This window comes from Thioalkalivibrio thiocyanoxidans ARh2 (genome assembly GCF_000385215.1).
Lineage (GTDB): Bacteria > Pseudomonadota > Gammaproteobacteria > Ectothiorhodospirales > Ectothiorhodospiraceae > Thioalkalivibrio > Thioalkalivibrio thiocyanoxidans.
Genome location: NZ_ARQK01000026.1, coordinates 1 through 21,582 on the forward strand (window position 1 = coordinate 1; position 21,582 = coordinate 21,582).

The 21,582-nt window shown below is 65.5% G+C and carries 20 protein-coding genes; 5 read left to right on the forward strand and 15 right to left on the reverse strand.

Features of this window, described 5'->3' with window-relative positions; genetic code table 11:
• Positions 1-296: 296 nt before the first annotated feature.
• Positions 297-554 carry a YcgL domain-containing protein gene (locus G372_RS0101100; RefSeq protein ID WP_018863119.1) on the reverse strand — a complete coding sequence of 86 codons (258 nt, stop codon included), beginning with the start codon at positions 552-554 and terminating at the stop codon, positions 297-299.
• Positions 555-558: 4 nt separating this feature from the next.
• On the reverse strand, positions 559-2,463 hold the full coding sequence (gene speA / locus G372_RS0101105; protein ID WP_018863120.1) for a biosynthetic arginine decarboxylase: 1,905 nt from the start codon (positions 2,461-2,463) through the stop codon (positions 559-561).
• 313 nt (positions 2,464-2,776) lie between these two features.
• Between speA and speE the strand changes: the two genes are divergently transcribed.
• Positions 2,777-3,628, forward strand: a complete 852-nt coding sequence (speE, locus tag G372_RS0101110) for a polyamine aminopropyltransferase (protein ID WP_019623742.1) — start codon at positions 2,777-2,779, stop codon at positions 3,626-3,628.
• A gap of 195 nt (positions 3,629-3,823) precedes the next feature.
• Here the strand turns inward: speE and G372_RS0101115 are convergent, their stop codons facing one another.
• The 6 genes from G372_RS0101115 to folB all read right to left on the reverse strand — a co-directional run bounded on the left by G372_RS0101115 (position 3,824) and on the right by folB (position 8,616).
• Entirely contained in the window at positions 3,824-4,630 is an 807-nt protein-coding gene (locus G372_RS0101115) for an ABC transporter permease (protein WP_019623743.1), read from the reverse strand.
• Positions 4,621-5,241 carry an ABC transporter ATP-binding protein gene (locus G372_RS0101120; protein ID WP_018863123.1) on the reverse strand — a complete coding sequence of 207 codons (621 nt, stop codon included), beginning with the start codon at positions 5,239-5,241 and terminating at the stop codon, positions 4,621-4,623. The genes G372_RS0101115 and G372_RS0101120 overlap by 10 nt, the downstream gene beginning before the upstream one ends.
• A gap of 343 nt (positions 5,242-5,584) precedes the next feature.
• Positions 5,585-6,838 (reverse strand): ammonium transporter, encoded by a 1,254-nt coding sequence (locus G372_RS0101125; protein WP_018863124.1) that lies wholly within the window; start codon positions 6,836-6,838, stop codon positions 5,585-5,587.
• 37 nt (positions 6,839-6,875) lie between these two features.
• Entirely contained in the window at positions 6,876-7,214 is a 339-nt protein-coding gene (locus G372_RS0101130; protein WP_012981610.1) for a P-II family nitrogen regulator, read from the reverse strand.
• 65 nt (positions 7,215-7,279) lie between these two features.
• On the reverse strand, positions 7,280-7,996 hold the full coding sequence (locus G372_RS0101135) for a TorF family putative porin (protein ID WP_018863125.1): 717 nt from the start codon (positions 7,994-7,996) through the stop codon (positions 7,280-7,282).
• 254 nt (positions 7,997-8,250) lie between these two features.
• Positions 8,251-8,616 (reverse strand): dihydroneopterin aldolase, encoded by a 366-nt coding sequence (gene folB, locus G372_RS0101140; protein WP_019623744.1) that lies wholly within the window; start codon positions 8,614-8,616, stop codon positions 8,251-8,253.
• A gap of 111 nt (positions 8,617-8,727) precedes the next feature.
• On the opposite strand from folB, the gene G372_RS0101145 reads away from it, so the two are divergent.
• Both G372_RS0101145 and G372_RS0101150 read left to right on the forward strand, forming a co-directional pair.
• Complete coding sequence (locus G372_RS0101145) at positions 8,728-9,720, forward strand: amidoligase family protein (protein ID WP_019623745.1); 993 nt, start codon at positions 8,728-8,730, stop codon at positions 9,718-9,720.
• On the forward strand, positions 9,707-10,531 hold the full coding sequence (locus tag G372_RS0101150; RefSeq protein ID WP_012981606.1) for a gamma-glutamyl-gamma-aminobutyrate hydrolase family protein: 825 nt from the start codon (positions 9,707-9,709) through the stop codon (positions 10,529-10,531). The genes G372_RS0101145 and G372_RS0101150 overlap by 14 nt, the downstream gene beginning before the upstream one ends.
• Here G372_RS0101150 and hmpA read toward each other — a convergent pair whose 3' ends face one another.
• The 5 genes from hmpA to G372_RS0101175 all read right to left on the reverse strand — a co-directional run bounded on the left by hmpA (position 10,532) and on the right by G372_RS0101175 (position 15,128).
• Complete coding sequence (gene hmpA / locus G372_RS0101155) at positions 10,532-11,713, reverse strand: NO-inducible flavohemoprotein (RefSeq protein ID WP_019623746.1); 1,182 nt, start codon at positions 11,711-11,713, stop codon at positions 10,532-10,534.
• A gap of 220 nt (positions 11,714-11,933) precedes the next feature.
• Positions 11,934-12,551: a hypothetical protein gene (locus G372_RS0101160; protein WP_019623747.1), complete on the reverse strand. Its 618-nt coding sequence runs from the start codon at positions 12,549-12,551 to the stop codon at positions 11,934-11,936.
• Complete coding sequence (locus tag G372_RS0101165; RefSeq protein ID WP_019623748.1) at positions 12,551-13,162, reverse strand: SCO family protein; 612 nt, start codon at positions 13,160-13,162, stop codon at positions 12,551-12,553. The genes G372_RS0101160 and G372_RS0101165 overlap by 1 nt, the downstream gene beginning before the upstream one ends.
• On the reverse strand, positions 13,152-14,603 hold the full coding sequence (locus tag G372_RS0101170; RefSeq protein ID WP_019623749.1) for a cbb3-type cytochrome c oxidase subunit I: 1,452 nt from the start codon (positions 14,601-14,603) through the stop codon (positions 13,152-13,154). The genes G372_RS0101165 and G372_RS0101170 overlap by 11 nt, the downstream gene beginning before the upstream one ends.
• A 6-nt stretch (positions 14,604-14,609) precedes the next feature.
• On the reverse strand, positions 14,610-15,128 hold the full coding sequence (locus tag G372_RS0101175) for a cupredoxin domain-containing protein (RefSeq protein ID WP_019623750.1): 519 nt from the start codon (positions 15,126-15,128) through the stop codon (positions 14,610-14,612).
• A 157-nt stretch (positions 15,129-15,285) separates the two neighbouring features.
• Here G372_RS0101175 and argB point away from each other — a divergent pair, with 157 nt between their 5' ends.
• Positions 15,286-16,164, forward strand: a complete 879-nt coding sequence (gene argB / locus G372_RS0101180; protein ID WP_018863130.1) for an acetylglutamate kinase — start codon at positions 15,286-15,288, stop codon at positions 16,162-16,164.
• Positions 16,165-16,187: 23 nt separating this feature from the next.
• Here argB and G372_RS0101185 read toward each other — a convergent pair whose 3' ends face one another.
• Positions 16,188-16,844, reverse strand: coding sequence for a DUF4124 domain-containing protein (locus G372_RS0101185; protein WP_038070465.1), 657 nt, complete (start codon positions 16,842-16,844; stop codon positions 16,188-16,190).
• On the opposite strand from G372_RS0101185, the gene G372_RS0101190 reads away from it, so the two are divergent.
• Positions 16,837-17,598: a sulfite exporter TauE/SafE family protein gene (locus G372_RS0101190; RefSeq protein ID WP_019623752.1), complete on the forward strand. Its 762-nt coding sequence runs from the start codon at positions 16,837-16,839 to the stop codon at positions 17,596-17,598. The genes G372_RS0101185 and G372_RS0101190 overlap by 8 nt on opposite strands.
• Positions 17,599-17,673: 75 nt before the next feature.
• On the opposite strand, the gene metH is transcribed toward G372_RS0101190, so the two are convergent.
• Complete coding sequence (metH, locus tag G372_RS0101195; protein ID WP_019623753.1) at positions 17,674-21,465, reverse strand: methionine synthase; 3,792 nt, start codon at positions 21,463-21,465, stop codon at positions 17,674-17,676.
• Positions 21,466-21,582: the final 117 nt, after the last annotated feature.

A 21,582-nucleotide genomic window follows, 5' to 3' on the forward strand; every position in this document is an offset into this window, starting at 1 on the left:
CCGAACTGTAGGAGGCCGGCCCTCCGGCCGATGCGACGGCGTGCATCGCTCCGGCGCCCGGACCCGCCCCGGCGTTGGGACAGCGCCCGGCGAATGGTGCCCGGTCCTGCGTCGTGATCGGCCAGGGGCTGGCCTCCTGCACGGCAGGTCGAGACCCCGGAAACGGGAAGAGCTGCCCCCAAGGCCTTGGTTACCCCGGCGCACGGGCAACCCCAAACTGTAGGAGGCTGGCCCTCCGGCCGAGGCCGGCGGCACATCCGTGTGCCGTTGGGAAACGCCGATGAATCCGCGTTTCTTCAGGCGCCGGGGACCTGTTCTTCTTCCTCCGGGGGCGGGAACTGGAGGTGGAAGCCCTGCTCCTTGAGGTTGGCGAGGACCTGCTGCGGGTCTTCCTGGGCCAGGGTGCGGTCCGGCGTCAGTTCGAACTCCAGCGCAAACTCGAGGCGACCCAGAGCACGGGTCAGGCCATCGGGGAGCTCGGAGAAGTCGTCCTTCTCGGGCAGGTAGACATAGGTATCGGCGCGCCGGGTCGCGCGGTAGACATAGCACTGCATCGGTTCAGTCCTCGAGATAGGTGTATCCGGTCAGGCCCTGTTCCAGTTCGGCCAGCAGCCGCCCGGCCTCGCCGCCGCGCAGGCCCAGGGCGTCGATCTTGGCGCGGAAGGCGCGGCGCAGGTCGTCCGGGGCAAAGTGCACGTAGGACAGCAGTTCGTCCACGGTGTCGCCGCGCTCCGGGTCGACCAGCCGGTAGCCGCCCTCCGGCAGCAGCTCCACGTTTACGGTGTCGGTGTCCCCGAACAGGTTGTGCAGGTCGCCCAGGATCTCCTGGTAGGCGCCGACCAGGAAGATGCCAAGATAGTACGGCTCGCGGTCGTTCCACGGGTGCAGGGCGAGCGTGGTGTGCGTGCCCTCGCGCTCCACGTAGTGCTCGATGTGACCATCGGAATCGCAGGTCAGGTCCTGCAGCACCGCGCGCCGAGTCGGCCGCTCGTCCAGCCGGTGCAGCGGCACGATCGGGAAGATCTGGTTGATCGCCCAGGTGTCCGGGATCGACTGGAATACGGAGAAGTTGCAGAAGACCTTGTCCGCCAGCTTGTCCGTCAGTTCTGCGTGGATCTCCGCCGGCAAAGCCTCCGGCTGCGCCAGCAGGCGCTGGCACAGCGCGAAGTAGATTGCCTCGGCGCGGGCGCGGTCGGCCAGCGACAACATCCCCCGGGCAAAACGCGCCTGTACCTCGGACAGGCCGTAGGCGGCATCGTGGTAGATCTCGGAGGCCGGGCGCTCGCCGTCCTCCAGCAGGGCACGCATGGCGGCGATTTCGGGCAGTTCGCCATCCTCCGCGGGCGGCACGTCGCCATCCCCCGGGGCCGGCTCGCAGTCGATCACGTTGGTGATCAGCACCGCGTGGTGCGCGGTCAGCGCGCGGCCGGACTCGCTGAATACCTCGGGCATGGCCAGGCCATGCTCGTCGCAGACGCGCTTGAGCGGGCGCAGGATGTTCAGCGCGTACTCCTCCACCGAGTAGTTGATCGAGCACTCGTTGCGCGAGCGCGAGCCCTCGTAGTCGATCCCCAGCCCGCCACCGACATCCACCACCTGTAGCGCGGCGCCCGCCTCGGTCAGCGCGGCGAAATAACTGGCGGCCTCGCCCATCCCGTTCTGGATGTCGCGGATGTTCGCGATCTGCGACCCCATGTGAAAGTGCAACAGCTGCAGCCGATCCAGCCAGTCGAGACCCCGCAGGCGTTCCAGGATGCCCAGGACATCCGCCGCGGACAGGCCGAACTTGGCCTTCTCGCCTCCGGTGTTCTGCCACTTGCCCTTGCCGATCGAGGCCAGGCGTACCCGCAACCCCAACAACGGCGCGATATCCATCTCGTGCGACTGGCGGATGACTTCTTCCAGTTCCGAGGGCTTCTCGATCACGATAAACACGCGATGCCCCAGCTGGCGTCCGATCAGCGCCAGGCGCACATACTCGCGGTCCTTGTAACCATTGCAGATGATCACCGACCCGGGGCGCGACTGGGCCAGCACCGCGATCAGTTCCGGCTTGCTGCCCGCCTCCAGCCCCACTTGCGGGGTGAAGCCCTCGGCGTCCGGGGTATCGCCCGCGGCCAGGATGCAATCCACCACCGAGCGTTGCTGGTTCACCTTGATCGGATAGATCGCGGTAAATGCGCCGGCGTAATCCAGCTCCTCGGCGGCATTGGCGAAGGCCCGGGCCAGGCGCCGCACCCGCCCGTCCAGCACATCCTGAAAACGCACCAGCGCCGGCGGCCCGATATGCTCCTCACGCAGGCGGCTGGCCAGGTCGTACAGATCCACCCCCGGGTGCTCCGGCCAGTCCGGGCGGCGCATGACCACATGTCCCGCCGCACTCAGCTCGAAGAACCCACCGTTCCAGTGGTCGATGCCGTAGGTGGCACGGGCCTCGTCCAGATTCCAGGGCGTGACAGTCATGATGTTCCCGGATTTAAAAGCTAGGAAAGCCCCGTCATTGCGAGGAGCGAAGCGACGTGGCAATCGCCTTCATCATCCACCCGAACACCAGGGGCGATCAGGGCAACCAACCGCACTGCCCTCATTCAGGAGATTACTCGCTACGCTCGCCCTTCGGGCCGGCCGGCGGCCGTTCAACGCAGCTTCGCTGCTTTTGTACGTCGCCGCCTGCGGCTCCTCGCAATGACGAGAAGAGCAGAGTTGCCCGCAGGATACAGGGCACTATCATAGCGGCGCATCATACCGTCCACCGCACCGGCAAGGGGAGCCGCCAATGGCACTCGACAACAACTGGTTCAGCGAACCGCACGAAGACATGGCGCTGTCCCTGCGCATCAAGCAGAAGCTGCATGAAGAGCAGACCCCGTACCAGAAGATCGAGATCTACGAGACCGAGGCCTTCGGCAACCTGATGGTGATCGACGACTGCGTGATGCTGACCGGCCGCGACAACTTCATCTACCACGAGATGATGTCGCACCCGGTGCTGTACTCGCACAGCGCCCCGAAGAACGTGGTCATTATCGGCGGCGGCGACTGCGGCACCCTGCGCGAGGTGCTCAAGCACGACGAGGTCGAACACGCCGTGCAGGTGGATATTGACGAGCGCGTCACCCGCCTGTCCGAGCAGTACTTCCCGGAGCTGTGCGACGCCAACGACGACCCGCGCGCCGAGCTGCTGTTCGCCGACGGTGTGCAGTACCTGAAGGACGCCACCCCCGGCTCCATCGACGTGATCATCGTCGACTCCACCGACCCCGTCGGCCCGGCCGAAGGCCTGTTCTCCACCGCGTTCTACAAGGACTGCGTGAAGGCCCTGGGCCCGGACGGCCTGCTGGTGCAGCAAAGCGAATCGCCGCTGCTGCACACCGACAGCATCATCCGCCCGATGCACGACAGCCTGCGCGCGGCGAACTTCATCGACGCCCTGGCATTGCACTTCCCGCAACCGACCTATCCCTCCGGCTGGTGGACCTGCACCATCGCCGCGAAGGACTGCCCGGTGTCATTCCTGCGCGAAGAGGCGGCCGAGGAACTGCCGTTTGTCACGCACTACTACAACGCCGCGATCCACCGCGCGGCCGGCGCCACGCCGGAGTTCTTCCGCCGCAAGCTGTTCGCCTGATCGCGCGCCAGGCCCCTGGCGGGGCCCTTCAATAACCCGTCATTGCGAGGCCCCGCAGGGGCCGTGGCAACCTCCCAACGAAACCCCCGACGTCTGCCCCGGCCGGCGTCAGGGCCGCCCACGGAGATCGCCACGGCGCTGCGCGCCTCGCGATGACGGGCACCACAAACGCCGCAGGGTGCATTGAGCTCGTGACTAGGCGTGGCGGCCGGCCTTGAGGCGGTCGAGGCGCAGGCGTTCGCGGGTGTCGAACAGGCGGCGAGAGGCGAACCAGACCGCGCCCAACGTGCCGAAGCCCGTGCCCGCGGTGATCAGGAACATGATCAGGATCTGGTACTTCACGGCTTCTACCGGCGGGGCGCCGGCCAGGATCTGACCGGTCATCATGCCCGGCAAGCTGACGATGCCGGCGGCGGCCATGGCGTTGATGGTCGGCATCAGGCCGGAGCGGGCGGCCTCGCGGCGCATCGTCGTCACCGCCTCGCTCCACGGGGCCCCCATTGCCAGCCGGCCCTCGATGGTGCGGCGCTCGCGCCAGACGGTCTGCGTCAGGCGGTCCAGCCCCAGCGCGATGCCGGTCATGGTGTTGCCGAGCAGCATGCCCAGCAGCGGGATTGCGTACTGCGGCTCCCACCAGGGGGTCGGTCCGACCATGGTGGTCAGCGCCAGCACCGTGACCGCGAACGCCGAGATGAACATGGTGACGGTGCCGATCCCGTAGCCCCAGAGCCCGGCGAAACGGCGCTGCTGGCGCGCCATCACCTCGTAGCCGGCCACTGCCAGCATGACCACGGCCATCAGCGCCACCCAGCCGAGCTGGGCGTGATCGAACAGCGTCTGCAGGATCAGCCCGACCAGCAGCAGCTGGATCACGGTGCGCGCCCCGGCGATCAACAGGCTGCGCCCCAGACCCATGCGGGCCCAGACCGTCACTCCGGCCAGGGCAACGACCAGCAGCGCGGCCAGCGTCAGATCGAACGGTGAAAGCGAGATCAGGTCCATGCCGGCGCCTCCAGTTGTCCGTCGCGGATCGTGAGGATGCGGCCGCCAAGGCGCTGGCGTTGCAGGGTGTCGTGACTGACCCACAGCGCCGCCGCTTCTTCCTCCGCGAGATACGCCCGCACGGCGCGCTCGATGCGCTTAGTGTTCTCCAGATCCAGGTTGGCGGTGGGCTCATCCAGCAGCAGGACACGCGGCTGGTTCATGAGCGCGCGCACCAGGCCCAGGCGCTGCTTCTCGCCGCTGGAGAGACGTTCGATCTCCCAGCGCAGTGATTCCTCCGGGAGGGCCACTTGTTCCAGCAGGTGCAGCGCCTTCGGGCGCGCGAAATCGGCCGGGAGGTGCTCGTCTACGCGCTCGCCCCACCAGGCGGTCTCCGCCGGCACGTACGCCACGCGTCGGCGCCATTCGACCGGCGGGATGGAATCGCGCGGTTCCCCGTTCAGCGTCACTGCGCCGGCGTTGGGGTCGAGGTCCGCCAGGGCCCGCAGCAGCAAGGACTTGCCGGAACCCGAGGCGCCCGTGATCTGCACCAACTCGCCCGGCTGAACCGCCAGGTCCAGCGGGCCAAGATGTGCGGTTTTCAGTTGGCGAACGTCCAGAAGGCGATCCATGCGACAGGGTTCCGAGGCGACGAACTGGCGATCGTAACCGAAGCCGGGGCAGCGGGATGAATGGCCGGACCGGAAGGCGCTGCTTGCTGCGAGAAGAGCGGTCTGCTGGGTCGGGTTACCTCTGCGGATGTCGACCGCGCGGTCCGGCGCGGGCCAGGGCTTCGCGGGCGAGCCCGCTCCCACAGCTTTGTAAACAAAAAAAAGGCGCCCTGGGAGGGGCGCCCAAAGGCCAACATCCGAGTCCCGGGAGACTGTCTTGTCGGCGTCGGAGGAGACGATATCGGGGCCGAGCCACCGGCCCGACCCCGGTTCAGGTTAACGCGGGTTTATTGCTTGCCCGGGTTTATTGCTTGCCGGTGAACTCCGGATAGGCCTCGAGGCCACACTCGGTGATGTCGGCACCCAGGTCCTCGTCCTCTTCGCTCAGGCGGATGCCCATGACCGCCTTCAGGATGGCCCAGACGATCAGGGAGGCCACGAAGACGAACACGAAGATGGACAGCAGACCCAGCAGCTGGGCGACGAAGGTCGCGTCCGGGTTGGACAGCAGCACCGCGAACACACCCCAGATACCGGCAGTACCGTGCGCGGAGATCGCGCCGACTGGGTCGTCGATCTTTAGCTTGTCCAGCGCGACGATCGAGAACACCACGATCACGCCACCGATGGCACCGATGATCATCGCCAGGAACGGGCTGGGCATCAGCGGCTCGGCGGTGATGGACACCAGACCCGCGACTGCACCGTTCAGCGCCATGGTCAGATCAGCCTTGCCGAACACCAGACGGGTGGTAATCAGAGCGGCGACCACACCCCCGGCCGCAGCCAGGTTGGTGTTGGCGAACACGGCGGCCACGGCGTTGGCGGACTCGATGTCCGAGACCTTCAGCTCGGAACCGCCGTTGAAGCCGAACCAGCCCAGCCACAGGATCAGCACACCGAGGGTGGCCAGCGGCATGCTGGAGCCCGGGATCGCGTTGATCTGGCCGTCCTTGCCGTACTTGCCCTTGCGTGCCCCGAGGAGCAGCACGCCGGCCAGCGCCGCGGCGGCGCCCGTGAAGTGGACGATGCCGGAACCGGCGTAATCGAGGTAGCCGATCTGGTCGAGGAAGCCCTCGCCCCAGCTCCAGAAGCCCTGGATCGGGTAGATGAAGCCGGTCAGCACGACCGCAAAGGCGAGGAAGGCCCACAGCTTCATCCGCTCGGCCACGGCACCCGAGACGATGGACATCGCGGTGGCCACGAACACGACCTGGAAGAAGAAGTCGGCACGATCGGAGTAGTAGATGTCGCCATTGCTACCCAGCACGTCACCCACCGCGTTATCGCCCGTGATCAGGAAGCCGATACTCGGGATCACGGAGCTCAGGCCATCGCCGTACATGATGTTGTAGCCGATCAGCATGTACATGATGCTCGCGATCGAATACAGGGCGATATTCTTGGTAGCGATTTCGGCGACACTTTTGGTGCGCACCATCCCGGCCTCGAGCATGGTAAAGCCCGCGGCCATCCACATCACCAGTGCACCGGCCACCAGAAAGTAAAAGGTGTCCATCGCATAGGCGAGTTCGACGACTTGTTGTTCAATTTCCATGATTGAAATTCCTCATTCGATGGAAGAGGGAAAACCCTTAAAGGGCCTCCGGGCCGGTCTCGCCCGTGCGAATACGCACGACCTGCTCCACCGGGGTGATAAAGATCTTGCCGTCGCCGATCTTTCCCGTGCTGGCAGACTTGGAAATGGCCTCGACCACCTGATCGACCAGGTTTTCGTCGACAGCCACTTCCAGTTTCACCTTGGGCAGAAAATCGACCACGTATTCGGCACCGCGATAGAGCTCGGTATGGCCGCGCTGACGACCAAAACCCTTTACTTCGGTCATGGTCATGCCTTGCACGCCGATCTCCGAGATCGCCTCGCGAACATCATCAAGCTTGAACGGCTTGATCACGGCGGTAATCATCTTCATGTCGGACTCCTTGAGCGGGGCCGCCGAAAGGCGGGCCCGCGGTTACTTGAGGGTAAAAGCCGGGTCTAGAACGTCTTGGTCCAGCCCACCCAGGCACCAACGTCCTCGTCGGACTCGTCGACGTATTCGAGATTGAAGCTGAACTCGCCCCAGTCACCGGCATCGCGCGTGAGGCTCGCGGTGTAGTGGGTGTAGTTGTCGTTCTCGTTGGTGTCGTCGAAGGTCTGGCGACCGACCAGGAAGCCGGCGCTGTAGACATCCATGAACGGGATGTCGAGGCCGCCGTAGTAGTACGTATCCTTGCGCTCCAGGGCGGAGTCGGAGCTGTCGGTGACGACGTGCGCGATACCGCCGTACAAGCCGACGGGGCCAGTGTCGAAACTCAGTTCGCCGTAGATCTCGCCAAAGTCGGCGCTCAGGGATCCGCTGTCATCACGGGCATCGGGATAGGCGTAATAGAGGTAGCCGACGTCATAGCCAAAACCATTGTCGAACTCGTCGGCAAATCCGAGATAAAGATCCATCTCGTAGCTGGTGTCGTCACCAAAGTCGACATTGGAGAGCCAGGTACCGACGTAGAAACCGGACTCATGTTCGTAATCAATGCCCCCCTGGATTGCGGCGCCATCGTCGGTCTCGGAAAAACCGCGGAAGTAGTAATTGGAGACCGCCCCGATGTTCACGGAAAGCTCCGCGGTGGCAGTCGAGGTAAAGGCCACACCGCCGGTGGATCCGACAGTGACGATGGCGGCGGCCAGTGCGGAACGAGTGAACTTCTTCATGTTGTGTTCTCCCAGTTGTGCAATCGAGTGTCGCGTAATCGACACCCGGTCCTTGCACGGGGCGTGCCATATCGGGAAAACGGAGCCAGATCGGCTTTTCACAACACCTGTTGCAGGCGAACGACGCCAGCACGCACAAGAGCGGTGCGCACTAAAAGTGCACACGCACCAAGATGGGTCAGGGAATGAGGAATCTGTGACCGGCCGCACGGCCGGAGTCGAGAGGAGCTAAGGCAGGAATCGAGGCGAAGGGATCAGGTGGAGGCCGGGAGGGTGCCGCGTTCGACCGCGATGCCGACTTCGGCCACACCGGCGACCGCGCCGGGCTTGCCCAGCTCGATGCGCACCCACGGAGTGCGAAACTCGGTCATCAGGGCCTCCGCGATCTCTTCGGCCAGGGACTCCAAAAGCGCGTGGGGTTCGCGCGTGACGATCGCGCGCACGGCATTCGCCACGGCCTCGTAATCGACCGTGTCCGTGATCTCGCCGGAGTGCGCGGCCACCCGCGTATCGGTAGCCAGCTCGATGTCGAAGCGCAGGGGGCGCCGGATGCGCTGCTCCCAGTCATAGACGCCGACGACGGCATCAATGCGCAGATCCTTGAGGTAGATTCGATCCATCCCGTACCTTCGCGGTCCGGCCGTGGCGGCCGGCGCCTATCGTACTGGCTTGCCCACAGCAGGTACACCGAACCGTTATCATGGCGCGGCAGCTTCCCAAGGACATTCCTGATGCCCGAGCGCTTTCACGATCTGCCCTGGCCAGACAATCCGGAAGGGTCACCCCGAAAGGTGGGCGTGGAGATCGAGATGGCCGGCGTCTCGCTCGAGCGCATGGCCGAGGCGATCCGCGCCGAATTCGGCGGGCAGGTCCGCTGTGAAAGCCCGTTCGTCGCCCGGGTCTGCGATACAGACCAGGGTGATTTCCGGGTCGAGCTGGATGCCCGGGTACTCAAGGACCGGGCCTATCGCAGCCACCTGCGGCGGCTGGGGATCGAACTCGACGACTCCGACGAGGCCGCGCTGGACCGCTGGCTGGCCGATGCCGCCGGGCGGCTGGTACCGCACGAGATCGTCGCACCGCCGATACCGGCCTCGGCGCTCCCGCGCCTGGACCGCGTCCGTGCCGCACTGCAGGAAGCCGGCGCGCTCGGGACCGAGCGCTCGCTGCTCTACGCGTTCGGGCTGCAGCTCAATATCGAGGTTCACAGCACCGATGCCGCCTGGATACTGGATGTCCTGCGGGCCTTCCTGCTGCTGTACGAGATGCTGACGAATGCGGGCGAGATCGACCTGGCCAGACGCCTGTCTCCCTACATCCGCGCGTTCCCCGGCACCTTCGTCCGTGAGACCCTGAACCCGGACTTCCAGCCGAACCAGAGGCAACTGATCGACCATTACCTCGCGCACAACACCACGCGCAATCGGCCGCTGGACATGCTGCCGCTGTATGCCGAACTGGACCAGGAACGCATCGACGCGGCCCCGGTGGAACATGAGCTGGTCAAGGCCCGCCCCGCGTTCCACTATCGCCTGCCCAACTGCGAGATCGACGATCCCGAATGGAGCCTGGCCCACCCCTTTAACGGCTGGGTCGAAGTGGAATGGCTCGCCGCAGACCGCGAACGCCTGGAGCGGATGGGCCGCGAGTACCTGGAACGCCCCAGCCAGGCACTGGGCCGCTGGGCTGACGACTGGGCCAGGAAGCTGCGTGGCTGGTTCTGAACAGGACGCCGCGGCCCCGAGCGACCACCCGCGGCCACGGCGTCCGGTGGTTGCGATCACCGGGCCCGACCAGGGCGGGGGCCCGGCCTGGCTGTTCACTGCGCTGGCCGTCTGGCGCGCCGGCGGACGCCCCCTGCGCGTACGCCCCGGCAAGCCCCGTCCCCAGCGGTCGTTCGACGCCCTGGTGGTCGGCGGCGGTGCAGATGTCGATCCCGAACTGTACGGGGAGTCGCTGCCTCAGGGCCCGAACCCCGAGGCCATTCGCGGCGCGGAACGCCGCCTGTCGCAACGACTGATCGGGTACCTGTTCTATCCCGCGCTGTGGCTGCTGCGGCGGATGTTCCAGTCGCACGGCGGCGTACTGGACGTGGAGCGTGACCGGCTGGAAAAGGCGCTGATCCATCGCGCGCTGGACGAGCACCGGCCAGTACTGGGCATCTGCCGCGGGATGCAGCTGATCAATGTGGTGCGCGGCGGGACGCTACAGCAGGATCTGGCGGAGTTCTATGTCGAGACCCCGCAGGCGCGCAGCCTGCTGCCGGTCAAGCCGGTCATGCTCGACGGCCGCAGCCATCTGGCCGAGATACTGGGCGCAGGCGCGATCCATGTGAACGCGCTGCACAATCAGGCGGTGGACCAACTGGGCCAGGGGATGCGCATCGTCGGGCGCGAGGAGACAGGTGTCGTCCAGGCGATCGAGGCCGAACACGGCTGGTGTATCGGCGTGCAGTGGCACCCCGAATACCTGCCGCAGAAGACCCGCCACCAGCGCCTGTTCCGTGCGCTGGTGGCGGCCACGCGGTCCGTCTGATCAGGCTTCCAGGGCCCGGGCCGGGCCAAAGAACTCGAAGAAACAACGCTCGTCCGGCACACCCAGTTCACGCAGCTGCTGACGCACCTGCCGCATGAAGGGCGTCGGCCCCAAGAAATACACATCGACCTCCGTGCGATGCGGGAGCCATTCGGCGAGCTTGTCCCGGGTCAGGAAGCCGGTCGCATCGGCGGCATCCTCGTTGGCAGGCTCGCTGTAGCAGAAGTACGGGCGCAGGTGCTCGTGCTCTTGCGCCCGCGCCTCGACCTGCTCGCGAAAGGCATGGACCCCACCATGGCGGGCGCAATGGATGAAGTGCACCTGGCGTCCGGCCTCCAGTGCCGGGTCCAGCATGGCCATGGTCGGGGTAATCCCCACACCCGCCGAGATCAGGGCCAGCGGACGATCGCTTTCGCGCAGGACGAAATCACCGGCCGGCGGGGTGAGCTCCAGGACATCGCCCTCCTGGATGCGGTCGTGCAGAAAGCGTGATACCTGGCCTTCGGGCTCCCGTTTCACGCTGATGCGCAACCCGCCCGCACCCGGGGGGATGGAGAGCGAGTAGTTGCGGCGCAGCTCTTCGCCATCGATGTCGACCTTCAGCCCGATGTACTGGCCGGGCTGGAACGGGGGGACAGCGCCACGGTCCTGAGGCTCCAGATAGAACGAGGTGATCTCCTCGCTCTCCGGCACCTTGCGGCGCACGACAAACGAACGCAGTCCGCGCCAGCCGCCCGCCTGCGCCTCGGCCTGCTGATAGGCATCCTCCTCGGCGGCGATCAGGATATCCGCCAGCTGCTGGTAGGCCGCACCCCAGGCCTCCAGGACGGCGTCGGTCGCGACCTCCTCGCCCAGCAACTCGCGCATCGCCCGCAGCAGACACTCGCCGACAATCGGGTAGTGCTCCGGCTGCACCTGCAGCGACACATGCTTGTTCACGATCTGCCCGACCAGCGGCCCCAGGGCCTCCATCTCGTCGATATGCCGCGCGTACTGCAGCACCGCATTCGCCAGCGCCCGCGCCTGCTGGCCGCTCGCCTGATGGGCCTGGTTGAACAGGGGCCGCACCTCGGGGTAGTCGCGGAACATGATGCTGTAGAAGTGGCGGGTCAGGTCCTCGCCCCCGGATTCCAGGATGGAGACCGTCTTCTGGATGATGGCCTTGTGGTCGTCCGACAGCATGTACTTCTCCGTAGTTGTAATAAGGGTGCAGCTTTATACGGGTAGCTAATGCCGACGTCAAATGATAGATAGCCAATACGTCTTTTGTGCCAATCGCATGCAATGCAGGCGTCGGTGTCCGGTTAACCGATGTGACGCACGCCCACACCTTGGCTTGAGGCGGCAACCGAGCATCCGCGGCACAAGAGCGGCCACCAGCACCTGGTCCATGTGCCGCCGCTCACAACGCCTGCGACAGCCGACTCTGATCAAGTGACTCGTCGGGCGCCTCACGGCGGTGCCGGCCCGGTGGCCCGAACACCAGAAGAGCAAGGATGGCAGCCAGGCTGACCGCCCCCAGCCCCAGCATCAGGTTGCCCAGCACCAGCTGCTCGCCCAGCAGATACGCGTTGCACAGCCGGTCCGGGGCCTCGCGGTAGAGCCAGCCCATCACGAAGAACATGGCCGTACCCTTGACCCACAGCACGCCCCGAACCAGCAACGGGAGCCGGTGTGCCGTCAGCCCCAGCGGTATCCCGGCCAGCAGCACGAGCGTCACGATCTTCATCCAGCCCGCTCCAGCCTCGAGTACGGCCGCATCCAAGTTGCGGGGCAGCAGCCAGTAGACGACAACGAACAGCACCAGAAGCAATCCCAGTAACCCGTAGATATCCAGGCGCCCGGCCCAGACGCGCCAGGCCTCCGGCAGCGACCGGGCGATCAGAACGCCGGCCAGCACCAGCAGTGGGATCTGCACCAGCATATGGCCAATCAGGCTGGCCTCCAGCCAGAGCCTCAGCGGCGTCAAGACAAGCACCGCGAGCAGGCCCGGCCCCACCCAAGCGGCGGGCGACCGCATCACCAGCGAGGCTCCAGGTAGGCCAGCACCTCGTCGACCGCATCAATGTCGTGAATCCCGGCGACGCGCTCATCTGGCTCCACTACGTAAATGGCGCCGTTGTGCACGAAGTCCTCGCCGTCCGGGATCACCACCACCTGGAAGTGGCGCAGCAGGCGATCCAGGTCCTCGCGGCTTTTCGGGCGTGCGAGATGCCAGGCTTCGGGGTTAGCCGAGAAGCGTTCGCCGTACTCGAGCAGGCGATCGGCATCGTCGTTCTCGAGATCGAAGGTGATGCTGAGCAGCACCACGCGCTCGCCCAGCACATCCTTCGGTAGTGCTTCCTGGATACGGTGGAAACTCGCGCCCAGCGTAGTGCACGCGTGATTACAGCCGGTGTAGATGAAGTCCAGCACCACATAGCGATCCCCCAGCGCGGCCAGATCCAGCTCCCCGCCGCGCGCATCCTCCAGCGTGATGGTGGGAACCGGCTCCGGATTCTCGCGGGCGGCGACACGACGGGCCTCCTCTGCGGTGAAGGCGCGAAACCCGTCGGTGGCCAGGGACAGGGTGGTGAAACCACCCAGCCCGAGGGCGATGATGGTCAGCCCGTAGATCGCATTACGCCACATTGTTCGCCACCCGCTTCAGTCCAAGGAAGAAGCGCAACGCCAGCAATAGCGTTCCAAGGATCACCAGCGCCGCGGCAACCGAACCCAGCTGGGCATAGGCCGCCCATTCGGGCAGATGTTCGGCAAACCGGCGTGGCACGCTGGAAGCCCCGCTGTAGAGGAACGCCGCAACCAGCGCGAGTCCACCGCCGGTGAAGGTCCAGAAGCCCAGTCGGTCGAAGAAGCCATCGCCCTTCTCCTGCGCACGGGTCAGCCACGCCATGAAGCCGAACATCATCGCGACCACACCCAGCAGCAGATAGAAGTGGAAGTGCCCCGGGACCCAGAGGGTGTTGTGCATCACCGTGTTCACCACAATGGTCGCGTCGATGATGGCCGGGATGACGCCCGCGGCCCAGCCGAACACGCCAAGAAAGACGAAGCCGGAGGCGATGTCCCAGCGGATGTCGGAGCGGTAAACGTTGGTCAGCGCGCCCCAGGCCGTGACCAGCAGTACCGGCAAGCCGCTCGTGTAGGAGATTACCTGCCCCAGCACGTGCAGCGAGGTCGGCTGCGAGAAGTCCATCAGCAGATGGTGCGGGTAGACCAGCAGCACCATCACGGTGGAGGCGGCCCAGGCCGCGAGGAATACCCGCGAGACCTTCCACGGGCGCCCGGTGTAATGCGGCAGGATCTCGTAGACCCCGATGACCGCCATATAAATAGTGGCGTTGATGAACACGTGGCCGAAAAAGTAGATCAGGTTCTTCGCCCACAGCGAATCAATCTCGAAACCCGGCTGGTACAGGTTGATCAGGCTCATGCTCAGGATCGCAGCCCCGGCCACAATACCGAGGGTGTTCACGATCAGCACCATGGTGCTGGCCACCACCGCGGGCGGCGGCGGATTACCCGCCCGTCCAAACAGCTGCGGAAGACCGAGCGAGCGGCCCAGCCCGCCATAGTTCGCGATCAGCGCCCTGGCGATATCGATATACAGCAACAGGAAGCCAACGCCGATCGCCAGCAGTCCGAGGAAGAACGACGCCGCGGCGGCCTGCGTCCACAGACCCATCGGCGTCTGCGGCAGGGGGTAAAGGAAGGTCCAGGCACCGGCGAAGCCGCCGACAAAGATCCCGCCCAGGATCAGGACCGCCCCCAGCAGGAACAGGGCCAGATTGAGCAGGAACACGCCGGTGGACAACTCCACGTGCCGGCGCAGGAAGTACCACATCACTGCGCTGGAACCGAGGGCGACCGCACCCACCATGCCGGCACCGTGGGCCGTCAGCACCTGGTAGAAGCCGGCGGCCCCAAGCAGGTCCACACCCGCCTGTTCCAGCCGCATCAATAGTCCGAAGACCATCATCAACAACAGCACGACCACCGTGGTCGCCAGATAGGTAATCACCGCGTTGCGGGGGCCGCGCGGCACGGCCATTTCCATCGTCGTATCACTCATGACCGTTTACTCCGTGACGGTGAGTTCGGCGACCATCGCGTGATGCGCGACGCCGCAGTATTCAAGGCACAGGACCTGGTAGGTACCCGGCTGCTCGAAGGTGTACTCGAGGATGTTCGTGTAGCCCGGCATCGCCTGAGTCTGGGTCAGCAGGGTCATGTCCTCGTCGTAGATGGCGAACCCGTGGTTCACGTCCTGGCTGGTGACGCGGAACTGCACCGGCTCACCGACGCGAAATTCGTCCTGCGACAGCTCCCAGCGCCACATGTGGCCGGTCACGTTGACCGCCTGCACGCCCTCGGCCTCCGGATCGGCGCCGTAGGGCATCAGGGTCAGGGTGTAGAGAAACACCGGGGTGACCACCGCCAGGAGGACCCAGAAGGTCCAGTCGCGCAGGCGATAGGAACGGGTTGCCAGCTCACCGGCATCAACTGCAGCAGGGCGGGAAAAGGCGACCCAGAGAAAAGTGGCCGTTACAGGGACGACCAGCAGGATCGTCAACCACAGCGAGATGGATTGCAGCATCGCGAGCTCCCTTTTGTTATACGCGCGATGCAGCTTTATACCGATGCCGCGCCCACCCGTCAAACGGTGCATTTCTTTTGCATGTTCGAAAGGGCGCCCACCGGAAGAGGATGGGCAGTGGTAAACTGCGCCCCCAGCCAAGGACCACCGAAACGCCATGGATACCCAGACGGCCCATTCCGTAGCCCATGTCCTGATCGAGGCGCTGCCCTATATCCAGCGCTTCGCGGGCAAGACGATCGTGATCAAGTACGGCGGCAACGCCATGACCGAGGACCACCTGAAGGCGTCGTTCGCGCGCGACATCGTGCTGCTCAAGCAGGTGGGCGTGAATCCGGTGGTGGTGCATGGCGGCGGCCCGCAGATCGGCCAGCTGCTGGAACGGCTGGGCAAGCAGACGGAGTTCGTCAACGGCCTGCGCGTGACCGACCGCGAGACCATGGACGTGGTGCAGATGGTGCTCGGCGGGATCGTGAATCAGGAGATCGTCTCGCTGATCAACCGCTTCGGCGGGCGCGCGGTGGGCCTGACCGGCAAGGACGGCCAGATGATCCGCGCAAACCCGCTGCGCGACTACGGCGCGTCCGAGGGCCAGCCCACTGTGGACCTGGGGCACGTGGGCGAGGTCGAGGGCGTGGACCCGGCGATCGTGCATACACTGGATGACAGCGACTTCATCCCGGTGATCGCGCCGATCGGCTTCGATCGTGAGGGCAAGGCCTACAACATCAATGCCGACACCGCGGCCGAGAAGCTCGCAGTGGTGCTGGACGCGGAAAAGCTGTTCCTGCTGACCAACACACCGGGCGTCCTGGATGGTAACGGCCAACTGCTGCCCAGGCTGTCAGCCCCCGAGGTGGACGAGATGATCCGCGACGGGACGATTCACGGCGGGATGATCCCGAAGATCCGCTGTGCGCTGGATGCCGTACGCAGCGGCGTCAACGCCACGCATATCGTCGATGGCCGCGTGGAGCACGCGGTGCTGCTGGAGCTGCTGACCGACGAGGGCGTGGGCACCCTGATCAGCCGCTAGTAGACCGACCTTTAACGGCGTTGCTAGCCTTCGCCGTCGAGGACCAGCCGCTGATAGTCCTCCCGGTCCAGATCCAGCCGCTGCTGGATGGCGGCGAGTCGATCTTCCTGCCCCTGCCGGTAGGCGCGCTCGCGGGCGATGCGCTCTTCCAGATCCTCCAGCTGCACCTCGAATCGCTCCCGATCCGTGGCGGACTCGCTGTCGGCACGCTGGCGACGAATACGCTCGCGCTCGCGCACCAGTGTCTTTTCCTGCGCCTCGGAACGCTCGATATCCCCACCGATAGCCGCCTCGCGGCGTGCACGTAGTTCCTCGATCTCGTCCAGATTCTCGTAGGCCTGACGCAACTGACGCTCGCGCGCCGCCCGATCGGCCCGCGCCTGGCGCGCAGCTTCCAGCTCCTGCTGCGCCTGTTCCTGTTCGGCCCGGGCCTGTTCGCGCTCCTCGAGGGTGGGGGGAGCGGGTATGATCTCCCGCATCAGGCCACGCGAATCAAATACGCGCCGCTCGCGCTGGCTGGCCTCGGGCTGCGGGGTGTTCGAGTAGTGCACGGTGCCGTCATCATCGACCCAGCGAAAAATATCCGCATGAGCCGGCAACGCCAGCACCAAGACCAGCAGTCCCCAAAAAACGCCGTGCCCCCACACGGAACCGCGCTTTCTGCCCCCTGACATGACCATACTCGAACACCTCGGCCTGCTCGTGATCGCCATCCTGGCGAACGGATTCTCCGCCCTCGCAGGCGGCGGGGCCGGCCTGTTGCAGCTGCCGGTCCTCATTTTTCTGGGACTCCCCTATCCCGTTGCCCTGGCCACCCACAAGATCGCCACCGTTGCGCTGGGCGCCGGGGCCAGTGTGCGGCACATCAAGCAAAGCACATTCGAACCGGCGCGCCTAGCGGTCATTCTTGCGGCCGGTCTTCCCGGGGTGCTGATCGGTGCCTGGCTGGTATTGGGGATCCCCCCGCGGGCCGGCGAGATTGCGCTGGGGCTGCTGACCATTGCCCTGGGCTGGTACTCCTGGCGCCGGCCGCAGCTGGGCCAGGCCGTGCGCGAGACGGACAAGACCCTGCAGCACGCCCTGATCGGCGCGCTGGGACTGTTCATCATCGGCATCCTGAATGGCTCGCTGGCCTCCGGCACCGGGCTGATGGTGACCCTCTGGCTGGTGCGCTGGTACGGGATGAGCTACACCCAGGCGGTCGCCTACACCATGGTACTGGTGGGGCTCGTCTGGAATGGCGCCGGGGCCCTGCTGCTCGGCACCTTCGGCACGGTCCAGTGGGACTGGCTGCCGGCACTGCTGATCGGCAGCTTTATTGGCGGCTATCTGGGGGCGGCCCTGGCCCATCGCTACGGCAACCGGCTGGTCAAGCGGACGTTCGAGGTGGTCACGGTCCTGACCGGGATCGCGCTGCTGGCCCCGGTGCCCTGATCAAGGACGGAAACACGCACAAAAAGAAGCCCCGCGCGAGGCGGGGCTTCGATTAGCGGCATGTCTTGTAGCCGATCAGGCGGACCGGGCCTCGCGCTCGGCCCTGGCTTCCGCCTTGGCCTCGTCGCTGTCGTCGTACCCGATATTCGGCGCGAGCCAGCGCTCGGCCTCCTCGAACGACATGCCCTTGCGCTTGGCGTAGTCCTCGACCTGGTCGCGGTTGATCTTGCCCAGACCGAAATAGCGCGACTCCGGATGGGCGAAGTACCAGCCGGACACGGCCGAGACCGGCAGCATCGCGTAGCTCTCGGTGAGCGTCATGTCCGCGTGCTCGTCGGCCTGCAGCAGCTCCCAGAGCGTGCCCTTCTCGGTGTGCTCGGGGCAGGCCGGGTAGCCCGGGGCCGGGCGGATGCCCTGGTACTGCTCGTCGATCAGGTCTTCGTTTTCGAGCGCCTCGTCCGGGACATAGCCCCAGTAGTGCTTGCGCACGTACTGGTGCATGCATTCGGCAAAGGCCTCCGCCAGACGGTCCGCCAGGCTCTTCACGAGGATCGCGTGGTAGTCGTCGTTGGCCTTCTCGTACTCCTCGGCCTTGGCATCGACGTCGCCACCGGCGCTGACCGCGAACGCACCCAGGTAGTCCGGGCCACCGGCCTCCTTCGGCATCAGGAAGTCGGCCAGCGAGTGGCTCGGCTGACCACGGCGCTTCTCGGTCTGCTGACGCAGGTGGTGCAGCTTCTTCAGCACCTTGGAGCGACTCTCGTCGGTATAGACCTCGATGTCGTCGTCATTGACGGTGTTTGCCGGGAAAAAGCCGACCACACCACGCAGGGTGACCCACTTCTCCTCGATCATGCGATCGAGCATCTCCTGGCCATCCTTGAACAGCTTGCGCGCCTCTTCGCCCACCTTCTCGTCATCGAGGATGCGCGGGTAGGCGGCGTGCAGCTGCCAGGAGTGGAAGAACGGCGTCCAGTCGATGAAGTTCCTGACCTCGTTCAGGTCGAAGTCATCGAAGCGCAGCAGAACGGAGCCGTCGCCATGCGGGTGCAGCACCTTCGGCGCGCCCGGCAGGTCCTCGGTCTCCAGCGCCTTCGGCTTGGTCGGGGTGTAGCTCGACCAGTCGATCTGCGGCTTGTTGGAACGCGCCTTTTCCAGCGAGAGCCACTGAACCTTCTTCTTGCGGCCGGCCGTCTGGACCCGCAGCTTCTCGTATTCCTCGCGGATCTCGGCGGCGTAATTCTCGCGCAGCTCGGGGCTGATCAGGCTCTGGGCCACGCCCACTGCACGCGAGGCGTCCTTCACCCAGACCACCGGGCCGGAGTAGTTCGGCTCGATCTTGACCGCGGTGTGGGCGCGCGACGTGGTCGCGCCCCCGATCATCAGCGGCGTGGTCATGCCCTCGCGCTCGAGGTCGGCGGCGAAGTTCGCCATCTCCTCCAGGGAGGGGGTGATCAGGCCGGACAGCCCGATGACGTCGACATCGTGCTCCTTGGCCGCCTTCAGGATTTCGGCCCCCGGCTGCATCACCCCGATGTCGATGACCTCGAAGTTGTTGCACTGCAGCACCACGCCGACGATGTTCTTGCCGATGTCGTGGACGTCGCCCTTCACCGTGGCCATCAGGATCTTGCCGTTGTTCTCGGTGCCGGTCTTCTCGGCCTCGATGTACGGGATCAGGTGGGCCACGGCCTTCTTCATCACGCGCGCGGACTTGACCACCTGCGGCAGGAACATCTTGCCCTCGCCGAACAGGTCGCCGACCACGTTCATGCCGTCCATCAGCGGACCCTCGATCACCTGGATCGGGCGGTCGTAGGCCTGGCGGGCCTCTTCGGTGTCATCCACCACGTAGGTGTCGATGCCCTTGACCAGGGAGTGCTCGAGGCGCTTGGTTACGTCCCATTCGCGCCACTCGAGGTTCTCTTCCTTCTTGCCGCCACCCTGGCCCTTGTACTCATCGGCCAGGTCCAGCAGCCGTTCGGTCGCATCGTCGCGACGGTTCAGGACCACATCCTCGACCGCTTCCTTCAGCTTCTCGTCGATGTCGTCGTAGACCGCCAGCTGGCCGGCGTTGACGATCCCCATGTCCATGCCCGCCTTGATGGCGTGGTACAGGAACACCGCGTGGATCGCCTCGCGCACCGGCTCGTTGCCGCGGAAGGAGAACGAGACGTTCGACACACCACCGGAGACCAGCGCATGCGGCAGGTCGTTCTTGATGCGACGGGTGGCCTCGATGAAGTCCACGCCGTAGTTATTGTGTTCCTCGATACCGGTCGCGACCGCGAAGATGTTCGGGTCGAAGATGATGTCCTCGGCCGGGAAGCCGACCTTCTCGGTCAGCAGCTTGTAGGCGCGGGTGCAGATCTCGACGCGGCGGTCCTCGTTATCGGCCTGGCCGTCCTCGTCGAAGGCCATGACCACGATCGCAGCGCCGTAGCGGCGGCACAGCTTCGCCTGTTCGATGAAGTTCTCCTCGCCCTCCTTCATGGAGATCGAGTTGACCACCGGCTTGCCCTGCACGCACTTCAGGCCGGCCTCGATGATCTCGAACTTGGAGGAGTCGATCATCACCGGGACCCGGGCGATGTCCGGCTCGCCGGCCAGCAGGTTGAGGAAGCGCACCATCGCGTCCTGCGACTCCAGCATGCCCTCGTCCATGTTGATGTCGATGATCTGGGCGCCGCCCTCGACCTGGTTCAGGGCGACTTCCAGCGCGACGTCGTATTCCTCGTTCTGGATCAGACGCAGGAACTTGCGCGAGCCGGTCACGTTGGTGCGCTCGCCGACGTTCACGAACAGCGAGTCGTCGGTGATGTTGCACGGCTCCAGGCCCGACAGGCGGCAGGCCGGCGCGATCTCCGGCACCTTGCGCGGCGGGTGCTTCTCCACCGCCTCGCGCATCGCGCGGATGTGCTCCGGCAGCGTGCCGCAGCAGCCCCCGATGATGTTCAGCATGCCCTGCTCGGCCCAGGGGCCGACGTCCTCGGCCATCTGCTCCGGGGACTCGTCATAGTCGCCGAACTCGTTCGGCAGACCGGCGTTCGGGTGCGCAGACACGTGGGTGTCGGCGATGCGCGACAGTTCTTCGACGTACTGGCGCATCTCTTTCGCGCCCAGCGCGCAGTTCAGGCCGATGGAGACCGGGTTCGCATGGCGCACCGAGTTCCAGAAGGCCTCGGTGGTCTGGCCGGACAGGGTACGCCCGGAGGCGTCGGTGATGGTCCCGGAGATCATGATCGGGAGGTCCTTCCCGAGCTCGTCTTCCAGGGTCTTCACCGCGAAGATCGCCGCCTTGGCGTTCAGGGTGTCGAACACCGTCTCGATCAGGAGCAGGTCCACACCGCCCTCGACCAGCGCCTCGGCGGCCTCCTTGTAGGCCTCGACCAGGGTGTCGAAGTCGACGTTGCGCGCACCCGGGTCGTTCACGTCCGGCGAGATCGACGCGGTGCGGTTGGTCGGGCCGAGGATGCCGGCGACAAAACGCGGCTTGTCCGGGGTCTTCTCGGTCCAGGCGTCGGCCGCCTTGCGCGCGAGCTTCGCGGATTCGCGGTTCAGCTCGGGCACCAGGTCCTCCATGTGGTAATCCGCCATCGCAATGCGGGTACCGTTGAAGGTGTTGGCCTCGATGATGTCGGCGCCGGCCTCGAGGTAGTCGTTGTGGATCTGCTCGATGATGTCCGGACGGGTCAGCGACAGCAGGTCGTTGTTGCCCTTGAGATCGCTCTTCCAGTCCTTGAAGCGCTCGCCGCGATAGTCGGCCTCCTCCAGCTTGTACAACTGGATGGTCGTGCCCATCCCGCCGTCCAGGATCAGGATGCGCTCTTCAAGCGCCTTCTCGATGTCTTTTCGCGTTGCCGTCATGTGCGGTACACCATTGTGTTGAATGGATTCATTGTCGTGGCCGGGCGGCGCGTTGCGGCCCGGCGAGAACCCGCCCTCCGCGGCGGTGTTCCGGATATTGCGGTACGGGTCCGGCTT